The 16133-nt window shown below is 67.0% G+C and carries 15 protein-coding genes and 1 tRNA gene; 3 read left to right on the forward strand and 13 right to left on the reverse strand.

Translation table 11 applies throughout. The annotated features are described in order from the left end of the window. Nucleotides 1-51: 51 nt before the first annotated feature. From BMW51_RS02000 to BMW51_RS02015, 4 genes are read right to left on the reverse strand one after another with little or no spacing between them, the layout of a single operon-like run. Nucleotides 52-2094, reverse strand: a complete 2043-nt coding sequence (locus BMW51_RS02000) for a S9 family peptidase (RefSeq protein ID WP_093002820.1) — start codon at nucleotides 2092-2094, stop codon at nucleotides 52-54. Nucleotides 2095-2149: 55 nt separating this feature from the next. Further along, nucleotides 2150-2683 carry a DUF2497 domain-containing protein gene (locus BMW51_RS02005; RefSeq protein WP_093002822.1) on the reverse strand — a complete coding sequence of 178 codons (534 nt, stop codon included), beginning with the start codon at nucleotides 2681-2683 and terminating at the stop codon, nucleotides 2150-2152. 33 nt (nucleotides 2684-2716) lie between these two features. Beyond that, entirely contained in the window at nucleotides 2717-4228 is a 1512-nt protein-coding gene (locus BMW51_RS02010; RefSeq protein WP_093002824.1) for a TolC family outer membrane protein, read from the reverse strand. 10 nt (nucleotides 4229-4238) lie between these two features. Next, nucleotides 4239-4907 carry a protein-L-isoaspartate O-methyltransferase family protein gene (locus tag BMW51_RS02015; RefSeq protein ID WP_093002826.1) on the reverse strand — a complete coding sequence of 223 codons (669 nt, stop codon included), beginning with the start codon at nucleotides 4905-4907 and terminating at the stop codon, nucleotides 4239-4241. A 161-nt stretch (nucleotides 4908-5068) separates the two neighbouring features. Here BMW51_RS02015 and BMW51_RS02020 point away from each other — a divergent pair. Next, nucleotides 5069-5142 (forward strand) — tRNA-Cys (locus tag BMW51_RS02020). A gap of 18 nt (nucleotides 5143-5160) precedes the next feature. Here the strand turns inward: BMW51_RS02020 and BMW51_RS02025 are convergent. Next, nucleotides 5161-6450: an Hsp70 family protein gene (locus BMW51_RS02025; RefSeq protein WP_093002828.1), complete on the reverse strand. Its 1290-nt coding sequence runs from the start codon at nucleotides 6448-6450 to the stop codon at nucleotides 5161-5163. 133 nt (nucleotides 6451-6583) lie between these two features. Between BMW51_RS02025 and BMW51_RS02030 the strand changes: the two genes are divergently transcribed. Beyond that, nucleotides 6584-7600, forward strand: a complete 1017-nt coding sequence (locus tag BMW51_RS02030) for a glycosyltransferase family 2 protein (RefSeq protein WP_093002830.1) — start codon at nucleotides 6584-6586, stop codon at nucleotides 7598-7600. On the opposite strand, the gene BMW51_RS02035 is transcribed toward BMW51_RS02030, so the two are convergent. The 7 genes from BMW51_RS02035 to BMW51_RS02065 form a co-directional block, all read right to left on the reverse strand. Further along, nucleotides 7490-8071, reverse strand: a complete 582-nt coding sequence (locus BMW51_RS02035) for a class I SAM-dependent DNA methyltransferase (RefSeq protein WP_093002832.1) — start codon at nucleotides 8069-8071, stop codon at nucleotides 7490-7492. The genes BMW51_RS02030 and BMW51_RS02035 overlap by 111 nt on opposite strands. Next, complete coding sequence (locus tag BMW51_RS02040) at nucleotides 8061-8810, reverse strand: PIG-L deacetylase family protein (protein ID WP_218139354.1); 750 nt, start codon at nucleotides 8808-8810, stop codon at nucleotides 8061-8063. The genes BMW51_RS02035 and BMW51_RS02040 overlap by 11 nt, the downstream gene beginning before the upstream one ends. After that, nucleotides 8801-9865, reverse strand: coding sequence for an acyl-CoA dehydrogenase family protein (locus tag BMW51_RS02045; protein WP_218139355.1), 1065 nt, complete (start codon nucleotides 9863-9865; stop codon nucleotides 8801-8803). Before BMW51_RS02045 ends, BMW51_RS02040 begins: the two co-directional genes overlap by 10 nt. 52 nt (nucleotides 9866-9917) lie before the next feature. After that, nucleotides 9918-11339 (reverse strand): PepSY-associated TM helix domain-containing protein, encoded by a 1422-nt coding sequence (locus BMW51_RS02050; RefSeq protein WP_093002838.1) that lies wholly within the window; start codon nucleotides 11337-11339, stop codon nucleotides 9918-9920. Between the two features lie 11 nt (nucleotides 11340-11350). Then, nucleotides 11351-13540: a TonB-dependent receptor gene (locus tag BMW51_RS02055; protein WP_245708236.1), complete on the reverse strand. Its 2190-nt coding sequence runs from the start codon at nucleotides 13538-13540 to the stop codon at nucleotides 11351-11353. 84 nt (nucleotides 13541-13624) lie between these two features. Next, the gene (locus BMW51_RS02060; RefSeq protein WP_093002840.1) at nucleotides 13625-14047 is read right to left on the reverse strand and encodes a DUF2946 family protein; all 423 of its coding nucleotides are present in this window, start codon (nucleotides 14045-14047) and stop codon (nucleotides 13625-13627) included. Nucleotides 14048-14116: 69 nt separating this feature from the next. Continuing rightward, entirely contained in the window at nucleotides 14117-14533 is a 417-nt protein-coding gene (locus BMW51_RS02065; RefSeq protein ID WP_281243225.1) for a (deoxy)nucleoside triphosphate pyrophosphohydrolase, read from the reverse strand. 373 nt (nucleotides 14534-14906) lie between these two features. On the opposite strand from BMW51_RS02065, the gene BMW51_RS02075 reads away from it, so the two are divergent. Then, complete coding sequence (locus tag BMW51_RS02075; protein ID WP_093002846.1) at nucleotides 14907-15110, forward strand: Flp family type IVb pilin; 204 nt, start codon at nucleotides 14907-14909, stop codon at nucleotides 15108-15110. A gap of 71 nt (nucleotides 15111-15181) precedes the next feature. Here the strand turns inward: BMW51_RS02075 and BMW51_RS02080 are convergent, their stop codons facing one another. Next, nucleotides 15182-16132: an acetyl-CoA carboxylase carboxyltransferase subunit alpha gene (locus tag BMW51_RS02080; RefSeq protein ID WP_093002848.1), complete on the reverse strand. Its 951-nt coding sequence runs from the start codon at nucleotides 16130-16132 to the stop codon at nucleotides 15182-15184. Nucleotide 16133 lies beyond the last annotated feature (1 nt).

Here is a 16133-nt window from a genome sequence, read left to right on the forward strand (position 1 = left end):
ACCGCCCTTAGCCAACCGACCCCGCCCAAGTCACGTTTCAGTTGTGCTAGCTCAGCGCTCGGCAGAGCCCTTCGTCCAGCGATCCATCCAGCCGAGCACTTCGCCGTACCATTGCCGCGAGTTCTTGGGCTTCAACACCCAGTGGTTCTCGTTCGGGAACACCAGCAGACGCGACGGGATGCCGCGACGCTGGAGCGCGGTAAAGGCGGCGATCCCCTGCGTGTACGGAATGCGGAAATCCTTCTCGCTCGTGATGACGAGCTGCGGCGTCTTCCACTTGGCGACATAGTTGACCGGATTCCAGCGCTCGAACGCCTGCGGGTCCTCGTAATAGGCCTTTCCGCCGTGCTCCCACTCGTCGAACCACAGCTCCTCGGTCTCGTACGCCATCGCGCGCGCGTCGAACACGCCGTCGTGCTGGACGATGCACTTGAACCGGTCGGGCCAGCGCCCCTCGATCCAGTTCATCATGTACCCGCCGTAGGAGGCGCCGAGCGCGCAGGCGTTGTCGGCGTCGAGCCACGGGTATTTGGCGGTCGCGGCGGCGAGCCCCTTCTGCAGGTCCTCGAGCGGCCAGCCGCCCCAATTGTTGCTGATGGAGTCGGTGAACGCCTGCCCGTATCCGGTCGAGCCGTGGAAATCGACCGCGACCAGCCCGTAGCCAGCGCCGGCGAACACCGCCGGGTTCCAGCGGTACGACCAGCTGTTGTTGCTCGATCCTTGCGGTCCGCCGTGGACCATGAACGCGATCGGCACCTTGCCGCTGCTTCCGTACGGCTTGACCGAATAGCCCCAGACGGTGTCGTTGTTCGCACCCTTGAAGCTGAAGCGGTCGACAGTCGGCATGTCGATGCCGGCGAGCTTGGCCGCATTCACCTGCGTCAGCCGCTGCGGCGCACCGCCCGCGACACGGTAGAAGTCATCCGGTGCGGTCAAGCTGTTCATTGACACGACCGCGCCGCGTGGCCCGACCGCGACACCAGAGACATTGCCCGCCTGCGTCAACCGCGTCACCTGTCCGCTCGCCGCATCGACGCGCCACAACGGGTTCTCCTGCGTGTCCTCGGCCGTCACGTAGAGACTGCGCGAATCGGGCGCCCAGGCGATCGATCCGACCGAGCGATCCCAACGTTCGGTCAGCGACACCGTATTGCCTGTCGTCAGGTCGCGAATCGTCAGGACGTATCGGTCGGCCTCGAACCCCGGGCGGCGCATCGCGAGATAGGCGAGCTTGCGCCCATCAGGCGAGACGCTTGGCTGCGTGTCGGTCGCCTTGTTCGCCGCGGTCAGGTTGGTCGGCGCGGCGGACCCGTCCGCGGGCGCGGAGAAGATGTCGAGGTTGGTCGACAATGGCTCGATCCGCCCTGCCTCGCGCAGCGCGAAATAGATCGTGCGACCGTCCGGGCTCCAGCTGACTTCCTCGCCGCCGCCGAACGGCTTGGACGGCGTGTCGCCGACCAGCGCCCCCTCGATCGCGACGCCGTTGCCCGGCGCGCCTGCGCTCGTCAGCGGCAGCACGAACAGCTGCGAGCGCGTGCCGTCCGCCCAGGTGTCCCAGTGCCGCACGAAGAGTTGATCATAGGTGCGACCCGATCCAGCGAGCGGGTCCTTCTTGACCATCGGCTGCTCGAGGCTCGGCGCGCCCGGCTTGCGATCGGCCCAGACGACGAGCCGATCGGCGGTTGGTGCGACCTTGAAGCCGTTGAAGCCGCCCTTGAAGTTGGTCAGCCGCCGCGGCGTGCCGCCGGTCACCGGCACCGACCAGATCGCATCGTCGGCGGAGAAATAGACGGTGGTGCCGACGATCTGCGGATCGTTCTCGTCTAGCTTCGGGTCGGCCGCGAGCTTCTCGGGTACCGCGCTACTGCGCGACAGGTCGAGCCGCCACAGATCGTAATGCCCACGATCAGCCACGACATCAGCCACCCGCTCCGCCCAAACGAGCCAGCGACCATCCTTCGACATCGTCGGCGCGCCAACGCGCGACAGCGCGATCACGTCGTTGATGGTGAGTTGGCGCGCACTCGCCGGCGCGGTGCCGAGCGTCAGGGCAGCGGTGGTGGCGAGCAGCGTCGCCGCGATGATCCTCTTCATGCGCCCGGTTAAGCAGATCGTCGCGCGCGAAACAATCGCGCGAACGCGGGCGTCGTTACTGCTGGCCCGCGGTGATCTTCGCGATCTCGCGCGCGACCAGTTGCTCGACGATGCTCGGCAGGTTGCGATCGAGCCACGACGATACCATTGGCCGCAGCATCTCGCGCACCAGACTCTCAAGCGTGCCGTCGCTCTCTGGCTCCGGCTTGACGAGCAGCCGCGATAGCGAGTCGAGCGCGCCGCGCGTTGCCTCTACGGTGGCGGCGGACACATGTGCGGCGGACGCGCCGTGCTGCTCCGTCGCGTGTGCCTGCTGCGTCGATGCGTGGACGCGGGGAGCCGCGGGCCGAGGTTCGTAGCTGGACGGCGTCGGTGCTGACGCTGCAGGCGGCGCGGGCGGCGAGATCGGGTCGCTTAATTCGAGCACCTCGTCCTCATCATCCTCGTCGCGGCTCATCGGCAGCGGCGCGGGCCGCGCCTGACCGTTGCGGCGCTGACGCGGGGCGCCGGTGTCGCCTTCTTCCGCGATAATGCGCTTGATCGAGGAAAGGATGTCCTCCATCGAAGGCTCCGCGCTCATGTCGCCCATCGTAACCCCGTCTATCCCGCCGTTCGGCACCTGTCAGGGACGCCGCGTATCCGCACCTGTGGTTAACCGCGTGCTTCTGTCAACATTGCTCTGCAACATCGGCTCGAGCGGCCGCGTAACCGTAGCATTCTGCGCCGGCACGGTTCTGGTCGACGACGCCGCGGTTGATGTCGGAAGGCTAGTATCAAAATCGGAGATGCTGCCGCGATAGCGCGCATAATTGACGCTGGGGTCGTAGAGCGCACCGCCGTCTAGCCCCAAATCCCGCGCCTCCGCCTCGCCCATCGCGGCGAGCAACGCGAAGCCTGCGACATAGGCGTCGCGCCTGGCGGTTACGAGCGTCACCTGGCTGTTGAGCAGTTCCTGTTCGGCATTCAGGATGTCGAGAATGGTGCGCGTCCCGACGCTGTTCTCCGCGCGTACGCCCTCAAGGCTCAGCTTGTTTGCGGCGACCGCGGCTTCGGCGGAGGCGATCACCTCCTGCGATGAGCGCCAGACGGCATAGGCCGAGCGCGTCTGCGCGATTACCTGCCGCTCGGCGAGCGTCGCCTGCTCGATCGCCTGCGAACGCAGTTCCTGCGCCTGCCGGATCAGCGCGGCCGGGCGACCGGCCTGGAACAACGGCAGACTGAGCGACAATCCCGCCGCGGTCGAGGTGCCGGACTGCGTGCCCTGATAGCCCTGCCCCGCCCCCAAGGTACCGAGGAAGTTGGAGTAGTTCTGCCCTACCGTCACGCCGACCTGCGGCAGCCTGCTCGCGCGCGCGACCTTGATGTCATAGTCGGTCGCGTCGCGGCTCCGGCGAGCCGCCAGCAGCTGCGGATTGTCCTGCAACGCCACCTCGACTGCCGCATCCGGGGAGGTCGGCAGGTGCGGCAGCGCAGGGGGAGCCGCCAACGTGCCGGGGGCCTCACCCACCAGGCTGACGTAATTTTCCCGGCTGGTGATCAGATTCGCCTGCGCGGTCTGCATCTGCGCCCGCGCCAGGCTCAGGCGCGCCTCCGATTGCGCCACGTCAGTGCGCGTCAGGTCGCCGACCTCGAACCGGTCGCGACTGGCGCGCAGGTTGGTTTCCAGCACGCGCACGTTCTGCGCGTTCAGCCCGACGATCGCCTCGTCACGCAGCACATTGTTGTACGCGCTGACCACCGCGGTGAACAGCTGCGCCTCGGTCTGACGAAGCGTTGACTGCCCCGCCTCGACGCGAATTTCCGCTGCGCGCACCGAGTTGCGCACCGCGCCGCCCTGATACACCGGCACGGTGACTCCGATCGTGCCGTTCAGCGACCGCTCGGGCGAGGTGAAGCTGTTACCGCCGCGGATTAAATTTTCGTTCAGCCCGCCCGAGGTCGCAACGGTCGGGCGTCCCGCCGCGCGCGCGATCGGCACGTTCTGATCCGCCGCACGCTGCCCGGCGCGCTGGCCGGTGAGCGTCGGGTTGGTCTGATACGCTTTCAGCAGCGCTTCCTGTAGCGTCTCGGCCGAGGCGGCGGCGACACTCGTGCCGGCAAGGATCGTCCCGAGAAGGAGAAGGGAAGCGCGCAAGAAGTGATCCTCAGAAGGTAAAGGAACGCGGTTTCGCAAAGCCGGGCAGACGAACGCTGTCGTAATCGGCAAACGGCAGCAGCCCGATCACGTCGGCATCGCGCGCGCCCGCGGCCAGGCGCGACACACTGCGGTCGACCAGACCGGTCACCACGCGACCGCGCTCGATCAATTGCGTGTAGAGCGTGGCCGGAACTTGCTCCACCGCGCCGTCGATCATCAGCACATCGTAGGGCGCGCCGGCAGCGTGGCCGTGCTCTAGCGGGTTCTCGACCACCGTTACATTGATGTAGGCGCGCAGGTTCTCGCGCGCGGCCGCGGCCAGCGCGGGCGTGCTCTCGACCGCGATCACCTCCCGCGAGATTTGCGCGATGATCGCGGCGGTGTAGCCGGTCCCTGCTCCGATCAGCAGCACGCGATCATCGGCCCGCAGCCGTGCCTCTACCAGCAATCGCGCTGTCGCGAGCGGCGTGTTGGCGCGGCGCCCCTCGCCCAGATCGATCGTCGTGTCACGGTAGGCGAGCGCCTCCATGCCGGCGGGCACGAAGCGTTCGCGCGGGGTTTCCGCCATCGCGGCGACCACGCGCGCGTCGATGACACCGCTGGGGCGCAGCTGGCTCGCCACCATCGCCATGCGCATGGCTTCGAATCGGTCGGAATGGAGCGTTGTCGCGGTCATTGCGGTTCCTGTGCCAGAGCTGTCATAGTAAGACAACACACTTCTTCGATCACGCTATGTACCGAACCCACCGCGCGCCGCCAACACTTCCGAGCGTCCATGCCGTCGCAGGCTTGACAGGCGCGCTCTGCCCTGCGCATTGCCGCGCCTCCCGACGTCGAGGCCCGATGGCGGAGTGGTGACGCAGAGGACTGCAAATCCTTGCACCCGGGTTCGATTCCCGGTCGGGCCTCCAACTTCCCTCATAGCCGCCTCAGACAGTCCAGCCGGACAGATCGTCCAATTGCGCGATCAGCGCGAGGCCATGCGCGATCGAGGTGAGTTCGCCACCCGCGTCAATCCGGTCAGCACCGAAACGTTGCTCGAACAACCGTCGCACCGCGGGGACCAGCGAGGTGCCGCCGGTCAGGAACACGCGATCGATCGCGCCTGCCTCTATATTCGCATCGACCAGCGCCTCATCGACTGCGGCCGCCATGCGGGCGACATCATCGGCGATCCAGCGTTCGAACTCAACGCGTTCGACGCTCGCCACGATATCCAGCCCGCCACCCGCGAAGCGGAACTCGGCTGCGTCCGCGGACGACAGCGCGCGCTTCAACCGACCAACCGCGTCGTAAAGCGGAAAGCCGAGTTCATGCTCAATGATCGCGATCATACGTCCGATCGCTTGCGCGTCGACTGCGCTGCGTTGCAGTCGCTCAAGCTCCGCCAGCGTGCGGCGATTGCGCATCAGCGCGAGCTTCGACCAGTCGCCGAAATCGGCAAAATAGCCGCCTGGGATTTCCAAGATCTTGTCGAACGAGCGATAGGTTCCACCCTTGCCGAGCAACGGCAGCACAAGTCGATCGACGATGCGATAGTCGAACCGGTCGCCCGCGATGCCGACGCCAGCATGGCCTAGTGGCTGGCATTGAGGCCCGCCTCCGTCAGGCTCGATCCGCACGACCGAGAAGTCGCTGGTGCCGCCGCCAAAATCAGCCACCAGCAGCGTGGCGGGATCGGCCAAGCGCGCAGCGTAGCTATAAGCGGCAGCGAGCGGTTCGTAGACGTAATGGATGTCGGCGGCGCGTCCGCCGAACATCGCGTCGTAGCGTTCTCGTGCGAGCGCCTCATCGGGTCTCGCACCGGCATAGCGTACCGGCCGTCCCACCACCAAACGGTCGAGGCGCGAGAAGGCATCGCCGGCATGCTCGCTAAACCGGTCGAGGAACGCGTGCCCTAGTTCCTCGAAGCGATAGCGCTTGTTGAAGACGGGGGCGCTGTCGAAGGAGGCACTCGCCGCGACCGATTTGAAGGATTGCAGGAACCGGCTGCCGTCCGGATATTCTAAATACTCGCGGATCGCGGCCGGTCCGGCCTCCACCATCAAGCCACCACGCGCGTCCTCATCCTGCCAGAAACACAGGGCCGAGCGGAACACCTCGCTTCCACCGTCACGATCGAGCGTCAGCAGCCTTGCAGCCCCTTTGGCGCCGTCGGCCACGGCGCCGACCGTGTTGGTGGTGCCGAAATCCAGCCCGACGGCGCGAAGGTTCGTCATGAGGAAAAGCCCGTCAGAGAGCGACGCGCTATGACGATCCCGAGCGTCAGCGACAAGTGCGACGCTTGATCCGAGTTTATTGTCGAGATTACGTCGCCGCTCTAGGCCGGTCGGCAATGCCAGCTTGTCTGCCATGAGCGATCTGTCGCCACGCGTCGCGGTTGCACTGCCGGCGAAGAACGAGGCGGGCGACCTGCCCGCCTGCCTCGACGCGCTGGATTGCGCCGCCGCGCGCTTCGCCGGCAAGGTGTCCGTCGTAATCGTGGCGAACAATTGCACCGACGCGACCGCGCGCGTGCTGGAGGAAACGCGCATGCGCAACGCCGCGCTGCTGCCGATCTCTGTTTCATTGCTGCCGGCGTTCCGCCACGCTGGCTGGGCGCGCCGCTTGGCCTTCGACGCCGCCGCCGCGACACTGACGGTGCCCGACGACGTCCTCATGTCGACCGACGCGGATACCCGTGTGTCGCCCGAGTGGATCGTGCGGGCGGTCGGGCATCTTAGCGGCGGGATAGACGCGGTTGCGGGTCGTGCGCTGACGCGTCGCGACGATCGCCGCTCGCTAGGTGTCGAGGCGATGCGGCGGCTCAATCTGCTCGGTCGCTATTATACCGCGCTCGACTGGCTGCGCGCCGATGCGGCGCCCTTGCCGCACGATCCGTGGCCGCGTCACTTCTACGAAGGGGGCGCGAGCATTGCGCTGACGCTCGGCACCTACCGTCGGATCGGCGGCGCCCCGACGCCTACCATCGCGGAGGACCGGGCGCTATTCGCCGCCGTGCGCGACGCAGGCGGCATGGTACGTCATCCGCTCGACGTTCGCGTCTTCACCTCCAGCCGGCTTGACGGGCGGGCGCCGGGAGGCATGGCCGACGCGTTCGCGCGCTGGATCGCGCAGCCGATCGATGAGCCGCTGCACGAAACCTACGCCTTCCCCGCCGCGCTCGATCCCGCGCGAGCGACTGCGCACGACCGGCTCACGTTCGAGACGCTGCCCGACGCGGTTCGATGCGCGGGCGCGATGGTGCGTGCGCGGCGATCAGCGGCGGCGGAACAGGTCGAGACGGTAGCGCTCGCGCCGCTCCGCACTGATCACCTCGACCGCATCGCCCAGCAGCGACCTGAGCCCCTCGACAGCGTCGTCACCTGACATCGGATAATCGGTATCGCCGGTCCAGTGGACCAGCAGCATGTCGCCACCCTTGTTCACATGATCGCGCAGGTAATCCGCGCTGCGGGCCAGGTCGCCCTGATCCCAGTAATAGATCACCTCCGACAACACGATGAGGTCAAAGGATTGCGCCGGCGCGTCGCCCGGCATCTGCCGCTGCTCGAACCGGACCTGATGCAGATCGGCGCAGCGCGCGTGCGCAGCGGCGAGTGCGGTCGGAGAGACGTCGATCGCCAACAACGCGTCACAGCGCGGCGCCAGTCGCTGCGTCAGCACGCCGTTGGCGCAGCCTACCTCGAGCGCGGACCCGTAATGCGCGCGCGGCAGGCTTGCGAGCGTGTGGTCGTATTTTGCATGCTCGTAATCGCTCGTCTCGAACTGCCACGGGTCGCCCTGCTGCTCGAACAGCGCCTCGAACCAAGCGGGTTCGATCGATCGTTCACGCCGCATCGCGTTCCACCAGCAAGAGCGTCAGCCGGCGATCGGCGAGGCGACGCATCGCGCGGGGCAGCACGAAACGGTCGCGTGCGCCCGTGATCCGCCCACCCAACTGGCTGCGGTGGCACGCGAGCGCGCGTCGCTCAACGCCGCGACGCCCCTGCGAAAGGATGACGATTGGCCGCACCGTCGCCAGCTGCTCCGCGATGTCTCCGCGCGTCCAACCCCAAACGCAGTAGAACAGCGGCACGATGCCGAGACGCCGCGCTACGGCGCGCGCCACCGCCGCCGCCGCCTGATGGTCGCAATGCGGGTCGGCGGACCAGGTCGTTGCGATGCGGGTCAGACCGTGACGGCGACACATCGCGACCAGCCGGTCGACTGTGCGTGCAAAACGCGGGTCCTCGACGGCGAACGGCGCTGCGTCGCGCCAGCCGCACCATACCGGCGGCGCGGAGGCGCCGAGCACGCGGAGCGCAGCCCTCGCCTCGCCAGCGCGAAGTGCGGCAACGCGTCGCGCACTCCACCCCGGCGCACCGACGTGGCTCGCGGCACCATCGGTCAGGAAGGCGACACGCAGCCTAGCGCCGGCGCTAGACAGACCGGCGATCAGCCCGCCTGCGCCCAGCGCTTCGTCGTCGGGATGGGGCGCGAGGATCAGCCAGCCGTCACGCGCGGCCTGCGCGATCGGCAGCCTTCGCGCGCGCAGCACTGTGCGGCGCCAGTGCGCCTGGCCGGGTGTCACCACCACGGGTCGTCGACCCAGCGATCCGCCTCGATCCACGCCGCCGCCGCGCGGTCGCGCGCCTGATCGGGCACCGGCTGACGCAGGTACAGGCCGAGATCGCGCGTGATCCGGTCGACCCGGCTGTTCGCGAAGAACGACGCGGTGCCGATCGCGCGCGCGGCGCCCTCCATCGCCAACAGTCCCGCCTCCTCGACCACGCCGCGCGTCATCAGCACGTGAGCGATCGCGTGAGGCGAGCCGCTCTCCGCCAGCCGTGCAGCGCGTTCGACCCACAACCCGGCAGAGCGGGTCGCGACGATTACGGCGGCGATACGCGCGCGCTGGATCGGATCGTTCGCCTTGCTTGTCGCGATAAGGTGATCGCGCCAGTGCCGCACCAGCGCCTCGACCGCGCCGAGTTGCACCGCAGTGAAGCGCCATGCGCCGGCGGAGAAGCGCGGTTCCCGCTCGTAATCGCCCGCCTGTCCGATCAGCGCGTCATCACCGACGACCATGCCGTCGAAATCGAGCGTTCCGCTCCTGGTGCCGCGCATGCCGCGGACCTGCCACGCGCTGTTATCGACGCGCGCAGCGGTGTCGGACAGATCGGCGAGCACCATCTGCTTGCCGCCATCGCCGCGGCTGGCGGTGATAAGCGCCTTGTCGATATGCCCGGCACCGGTGGCGAAGCTCTTCGCACCCGACAAACGGTGCCCGCCCGCGACCTGCTCGATCCGCATGCCGGGCGCCGGCTCGGTATTCCACACGCCGTAGATGCGCCCCACCGACAGATCGCGCGCGAGCGCCTCGCGCTGTGCGGCGGAACCGTAGGCATGGACGAGTTGCGCCGCGTTGACGTGTCCCTCGTAGATGCGCCCGAGGCTCAGGTCGGCGTCACCGATGAGACGTAGCGTCGTCAGCAGATCGGTGACCGCGCCCTCGTCACCCAACGAGACAAAGGCGGTGGTCGCGCCGAGTGCTACCAGCGCCCGCAGCCGCTCCTTCGGGAAATCTTCGTCGCCGTTCGCCTGATCCCAGGCTCGGACGACCGGGCGCAGCCGCTCCACAACTTTCCTCATTCCGCTCTCTTCTCGATGCATCAGCAAACGGCGCCCCTCCCCTTCGTATCGCCTAGCGCGCCAGCGCCGATGCCGGTTCCCGCCTTCCCAAGCTGCGGACGCGATCGAGCAGCAGGTTGGCGGTCGCGACCAGCAGCAGCGACGCGCCGAACAATGGCAGCACCAGTCCGCCGACTACGAGCGCCGCCAGCAGTCCGGTCGCTCGCGCGCCCGAGATCGGCGGCGGCGCGCCGATTGCGCCCCGCGGTCGTCGCTTCCACCACATCGCGACACCACTGATCGTCAGGACCCAGATCGCCACGCATGGCACGAGCATCAGCAGCTGGTTCAATCGACCGAAGTAATTGCCCATGTGCAGCTGCACGCCGAGCTCGACCGCTTTTCCGACGATCCCGTAATCGGCGAAGCGTACCTCCGGCCCGATCTGGCGCAGGCTGTAACGGTCGACGTAGATCGTGCGCTGACCCTGTGGCTGATCGGGATAGGTGATCGCCGTATAGACGCCCGCCCGCCCGCTGGGCAGGTAGAGCCAGTATCCGCCGGAAAGATGACGTGCCGCCAGCAGCCGCGTCACGCGATCGACCTGCGCGATTGCCGCCACATCGTTCGTCGCCGCGGGCGCCTCATGCCCTGCATGGCCGACGTGCTGATCGGGCGCGGCCGACTTCGGCATCGGTGCCATCTCCAATGTCCAGGGAACGTGACCGAGCGCCGCCTTCATTGGAACGCTGTGCGGCGCATTGTGGGTGCGGAACGATGGTGGGTAGCCGACCCCCGTCGCCGCACTCGCGCGCTGGAGCAAATCCCCGCTCACGCCCGCCCACGGCAGGCCGGTGACGATCAGGAAGCCGATCAGGCCGGCACTCCATACGCCAACGGGACCATGCAGCGCGCGCCAGAAACGCCGCCCGCGCAGATCGAAGCGCGGCCACAACACCCCCGCTCCGCGCCAACGCCGAGGCCCTGCTCCGGGCGGCCACCACAGGATCGTGCCGGTAACCAGCAGCACCAGCGCCCAGCACGCCGCCAGCTCGACCAGCCGGTCGCCGACAGTACCGATCATCAGCGATCCGTGCAGCTCGTCCGCGATGCCGACCAGGGTACGCTCGTACACCAGGCTGCCGAGCACGCGCCCGGTTCCCGGATCGACGTGGACGCGCAGCGGCGCGCCGTTGCGTGGTGCCACATAGACCACCGCCGCGCGCGTATTCGTCGCCGGCACGTCGATGCGCGACACCGCACCGGGATGCGCCACCAGCGCCGCTTCGATCATGCGCGACACCGGCACGCTGCGGTCGTGCGGCTGCACCAATCGCAGCTGCGGATAGATCAGGTCGTTCAACTCGTCGTTGAACAGGTAGATGGCACCGGTCGCACTCAGCATCAGCAGGAACGGGGCGACGATCAGCCCCGCCCAGAAATGCCAGCGCCACACGGCACGGTGAAACGCAGCGGCGCCCCCCTTCTTGGTCATGACGGGCGCCCTCACAGCCGCGACGCCAGTGCGATCTCGAACGATCGCGGCGCGCCGATATAGACGTTGGTGGTCGGATATCCCGAGTACTCACCGTAGAAGGCGTCGGTCAGGTTGCGTCCGCGCGCGGTCAGCGTGACGCCGCGCGCGACCGGGACAGAGATACTCGCATCCAGCGTGCTGTGCCCGGCGACGCGCATCGTGTTCGCCGTGTCGGTGTAGAAGGCGCTCGCATGGCGCAGGAAACCGCCGAGCGTCACTGCGTCGGCGATCATGTAGAGCACGGACGCGTTGAGCGTTGTCGAAGGCACGTTGATCGGGCGATTGCCGCGCCTGCTGACCGCCGCGCCGCCCACAACCTCGTTCAGTTCATCGTAGCGCGCGTCGGTATACGAGGCGCCGCCCGATAATCGCAGCGACTTGGCGGGCGCGAATGCGGCGATCAGCTCGACACCGCGCGAGGACTGCCGTCCGCCCTGCACCGCAAGCGACGGATTAGCCGGATCGCGGGTGATAATGTCGCGCTGTCCGATATGATAGGCGGCGCCCGTCACGCTGACCCGCCCGTCGGATGTGCTCGCCTTGAACCCGCCTTCATAGGAACGACCGGAGGTCAGCTTAAAACGGCTGTTCGCGATCGAGGCGAGCAGGATCGACGATACCGGCGACACGGCGGTGGTATATTGCGCGTACAGCGTCACACCCGGCAACGCCACCCACGTCGTCCCCGCCCGCCATGACACCGGATCGAACACCGGATCGTTGCGATCGGTCGCGCCGGTCGCGTTCTGGATGGTGGCGCGACGGAGCGCCATGTGATCCCAGCGTAGTCCGCCGACTAGCAGCCATTCAGGGGTCATGTTCACCGCATCCTCGGCGAACAGCGAGGTCTGCCGCAGACGAGAGTCGAAGGTGACGTTGCCGCTGGTAAAGATCGCAGGCGATGTCGGCAGCGCTAGCACCGCCGGATTGCGCACGTCCACCGCGGGTAGCGCGCTCGCCGGGGCTTGTTGGCGAAGGCTGATGAAGTCGGTGGCGTTATGCTCTATGCCGAGGCTCGCTCGATTCCGCAATCCCGCGAGACGACCATCATGCGCGACGACGCCTCGTGCGTTCCAGAAACGGTGATCGTGGCGGAAATCCTGATAGCTCTGTTGAAAGCTGCCGTTCGGGAACGCGCCACCCGGCGCTACGAACGTCTGCGTATCCGCGAGCAGAAAGGCCCGGTCTGCCGTGTAACCGGTCACGTCGAGCGCAGCCGTCCAGGCTTTGCCGATCTCCCAATCAACGCGCGAGCGCAGCGTCGTCTCATTCGACCCCGAATAGGCACCGAACGGATTATAGTTGCGCCGCCTGAGCGCGCGGTCTGCGACGAGCCCGGACGCACTCTCGACCGCGTCACTCGGGCGCAGCGCGTAACGCGCGGGGATCAGCGGCAGCCCCTGATAGGTGGCGTCGTAGCGATCCTCGAAATGATCGACCGCGACCAGCACCGACAGCTGTGCGCTCGGCCGCCACAAGGCGCTGGCGGTCAGGCCGGCCGAGAAGGTGTCGTTGTTGTCGACGTCGTACAGGCTCGCCGAGCGCTGATAGCTGGCGTCGGCGCGGACCGCGAGGTCGCCGGTCACCGGCAGGTTGACGCCTGCCGCGACAAAAACGGTGTCGAAGCTGCCGACGGAGACGAGGCTGTCGAGGTGACGCTCCCCGAGCACCGGCTTGCGCGTGACCCTGTTGATGACACCCGCGAGTGCGCCCTCACCGTACAGGACTGACGCCGGTCCTTTCAGCACCTCGACCCGGTCATAGTGCCAATTGTTGGTGTCGCGCTGCACGATGGTGGAGGCCGCGACACGCACGCCGTCCTGTAGGATCGAGACGGTGTTGCCCGCGAACCCGCGCAGCGACACCACCGCCGGGTTGCCGGGCACGTTGCCGGCGACCGCGCCGACCACGTCGTTGAACGTCTCACGCGCAGTACGCAGGCCGCGCGCCTGCAACTGTGCCTGGTCGAGCACCTCGACGCTAGCAGGCGTCTCGCGGATCGTGAGCCCGAGCCGGCTGCTCGCCTGCGGGGGCTGATCGAGCTTCAAGGGATCGCGCGCGCCCTCGACGACGATGTCGCCGTCCCGCGTCTGTGCCGGAAGCTGGGCAGGTAGGAACAGGCACGGCAGCGCCGCGCCGAAAAATCTGAGTCGGATCATGAATGCACCTGTGACCGGCGACAGGCATCAGCCTGCGCCGTGATCTGATTGGAACGGCCGCGCCTCGACGCAGCCGCGCTCAAATCAGCTAAGTGCCGGTGGTCCCCTGAGCGGCGGGCGCGATCGCGCCGGCTCTGCTCGGCGTGGTTGAGAGATGCCGATGACCGCCAGTGCCATCACGAACGCGATCAGCGCGGCGAGTATTACCGCATCGGTGGCGGCGAGCGTTGCGGCGGTCAGCGCGGTGAAGACGCACGGCATTTCCGCCTTGCCGCGATCATGCGATTTGCCATGATCCGCCGATATGTCGTGCGCCATGCCCGCGTGCATCGTTTCATCCATTGCCGATGTGGCTGGCGCGACCTCAGGGCACAGGGTGATGGCGGGCCAGCCGGCCACGTTGCTCACCATGTAGCCGGCTGGCACCGCGACCTTCATCAGCAACGCCGCCGCGAAAATCAGCGCGGCAAGGTGCCGTTGCGCGAGAAGATGGCGGAGCAGGCTCACGCGCCTCGCCTAGCGGGGTATCCGGAGTGTGTCACGACTCGCCGGCCATCGCGACGAGACGCCGCGCTGTTAAAGATGACGATCAATCAATTGGGCAAGCAGTGGAATATCGAGCGGCGGCATCGGCAGGTGCGTGAGGTCGTGCGGAAGGTCCCAATATAGCTCGCACGCGTCGAGCGCGCGTGGATCGCCCGACCAGCGCCGGCATGAGAACAGCAGCAGTATCACGCAACGCTCACCGGCATCATCGGTCGCGAAGCCGAGCGGTATAAGGTCGTCCTCCGCCACATCGATCGCGAGTTCCTCCCGCAACTCACGCGCAAGCGCGCGCGCCGGCGTCTCGCCGGGTTCGACCTTGCCGCCCGGAAACTCCCACAAACCGCCATGCGCCTTGCCCACAGGACGCTGCTGCATCAGCACGCGGCCACGCGCGTCCTGCAACGCCGCCGCGACGACGAGCAGCGGCGCGTGGCTGGTTGAGGGCACATGGGTGAGCGAATCGTTAAGGCTCAGCTGCTAATCCTCTCGTTTATGAAGAAGGTTCGGTCCGCGGCCGCCAAGCTTAGTCGCCAAGCCCGGCTGCTTGCACGTTCACAGCGCGGCGGCACCGCGGTCGAGTACGCGATGATCGTCGCCGTAATCGTACTCGCAGTAGCAGCCGCTATCTCGCAGACAGCCGGGGTTAACTCTGCGATCTGGGCCAATGTGAGTACCAGTTTCGCCGCATCGATGCCGGCAGATTGATTTACCAACGCTCTTAAACATTTCGCAACTGCCGAGCGTGTAGAACGGCACTGCTGGATACCGGCTCCCGGTCGTTCAGCCGGGTAAACTCCTCTTTCTGACATCGGAGATCGATATGCAGCAGATTCTCGCCTTCCTGAAAAACAACAAGGGTGCCACCGCGATCGAGTATGGCCTGATCGCCGCGCTGATCGCTGTCGCCGCGATGACGGCAATGTCCAACCTCGGCGGCTCGATCAAGAACACCTTCGCGACCGTGGGTAAGAAGATGGACGACAGCGCCACGACCGCTCCGACTGCTGGCACTTCGAAGCAGTAATTAGCTATCAGCAACTCAGTTAAAGAGGGCGACGGAGTAATCCGTCGCCCTTCTCGTGAAAGCGCTTAGCGTCAGGCCACCCGCCCCATCGACAGGAACTTTGCCCGCCGTGCCTGACGCAGCGCCGCGGCATCCAGCGGAGAGAGCTCGCCCAGCGCCTGCTCGATCGCGTCACCCAAATCGCTGATCGCCCGCGCCGGATTGCGGTGCGCGCCGCCCATCGGCTCGGGCACGATCGAGTCGGCAACGCCGAGCGCTTGCAGGTCCTGCGCGGTCACCTTCATCGCTTCTGCCGCATCTGCCGCCTTGTCGGCGGTACGCCACAGGATCGAGGCGCAGCCCTCGGGCGAAATAACCGAATAGACCGCGTGCTCGAACATCAGCACCTTGTTACCGCTCGCCAGCGCGACCGCGCCCCCCGAGCCGCCCTCGCCGACGATCGCCGACACCAATGGAACGCCGAGCGACAAGCACGTCTCGGTCGAGCGCGCGATCGCCTCGGCCTGTCCGCGCTCCTCCGCCTGGATGCCCGGGAACGCACCCGACGTGTCGACCAACGTGACGACGGGCAGCGCGAACCGGTCGGCGAGTTCCATCAGCCGGATCGCCTTGCGATAGCCTTCCGGCTTCCCCATCCCGAAATTGTGTCTGAGACGCGTCGCGGTGTCGTCGCCCTTCTCATGGCCTAGCACCAGCACACGGCGACCGCGGAACGTCGCGAAACCGCCCAGGATGGCCTGATCGTCACCGAAGGCGCGATCGCCCGCGAGCGGCATGAAGTCGCTGAACAGCCCGGCGACATAATCCTTGAAATGCGGTCGCTCAGGGTGACGCGCAACCTGCGTCTTCTGCCACGGCGTCAGCTTGGCGAAGGTATCCTTCAGCAGCTTGTCCGACTTGGCCTGCAGTCGCGACACCTCGGCCGCGATGTCGACGCCGCCCTCTGCGCCGGTGTCGCGCAGCTCGTCGATGCGCGCCTGCAGTTCGGCGATCGGCTTCTCGAAATCGAGGAATTTGTACATC

This window comes from Sphingomonas palmae (assembly GCF_900109565.1).
Lineage (GTDB): Bacteria > Pseudomonadota > Alphaproteobacteria > Sphingomonadales > Sphingomonadaceae > Sphingomonas > Sphingomonas palmae.

What these genes read in the sequence shown, in the direction of transcription:
- BMW51_RS02000 (WP_093002820.1), bottom strand. Translation starts at nt 2,094, where the DNA reads ATGAAGAGGATCATCGCGGCGACGCTGCTCGCCACCACCGCTGCCCTG.
- BMW51_RS02005 (WP_093002822.1), bottom strand. Translation starts at nt 2,683, where the DNA reads ATGGGCGACATGAGCGCGGAGCCTTCGATGGAGGACATCCTTTCCTCG.
- BMW51_RS02015 (WP_093002826.1), bottom strand. Translation starts at nt 4,907, where the DNA reads ATGACCGCGACAACGCTCCATTCCGACCGATTCGAAGCCATGCGCATG.
- BMW51_RS02025 (WP_093002828.1), bottom strand. Translation starts at nt 6,450, where the DNA reads ATGACGAACCTTCGCGCCGTCGGGCTGGATTTCGGCACCACCAACACG.
- BMW51_RS02030 (WP_093002830.1), top strand. Translation starts at nt 6,584, where the DNA reads ATGAGCGATCTGTCGCCACGCGTCGCGGTTGCACTGCCGGCGAAGAAC.
- BMW51_RS02035 (WP_093002832.1), bottom strand. Translation starts at nt 8,071, where the DNA reads ATGCGGCGTGAACGATCGATCGAACCCGCTTGGTTCGAGGCGCTGTTC.
- BMW51_RS02045 (WP_218139355.1), bottom strand. Translation starts at nt 9,865, where the DNA reads ATGAGGAAAGTTGTGGAGCGGCTGCGCCCGGTCGTCCGAGCCTGGGAT.
- BMW51_RS02050 (WP_093002838.1), bottom strand. Translation starts at nt 11,339, where the DNA reads ATGACCAAGAAGGGGGGCGCCGCTGCGTTTCACCGTGCCGTGTGGCGC.
- BMW51_RS02055 (WP_245708236.1), bottom strand. Translation starts at nt 13,540, where the DNA reads ATGATCCGACTCAGATTTTTCGGCGCGGCGCTGCCGTGCCTGTTCCTA.
- BMW51_RS02075 (WP_093002846.1), top strand. Translation starts at nt 14,907, where the DNA reads ATGCAGCAGATTCTCGCCTTCCTGAAAAACAACAAGGGTGCCACCGCG.
- BMW51_RS02080 (WP_093002848.1), bottom strand. Translation starts at nt 16,132, where the DNA reads ATGTACAAATTCCTCGATTTCGAGAAGCCGATCGCCGAACTGCAGGCG.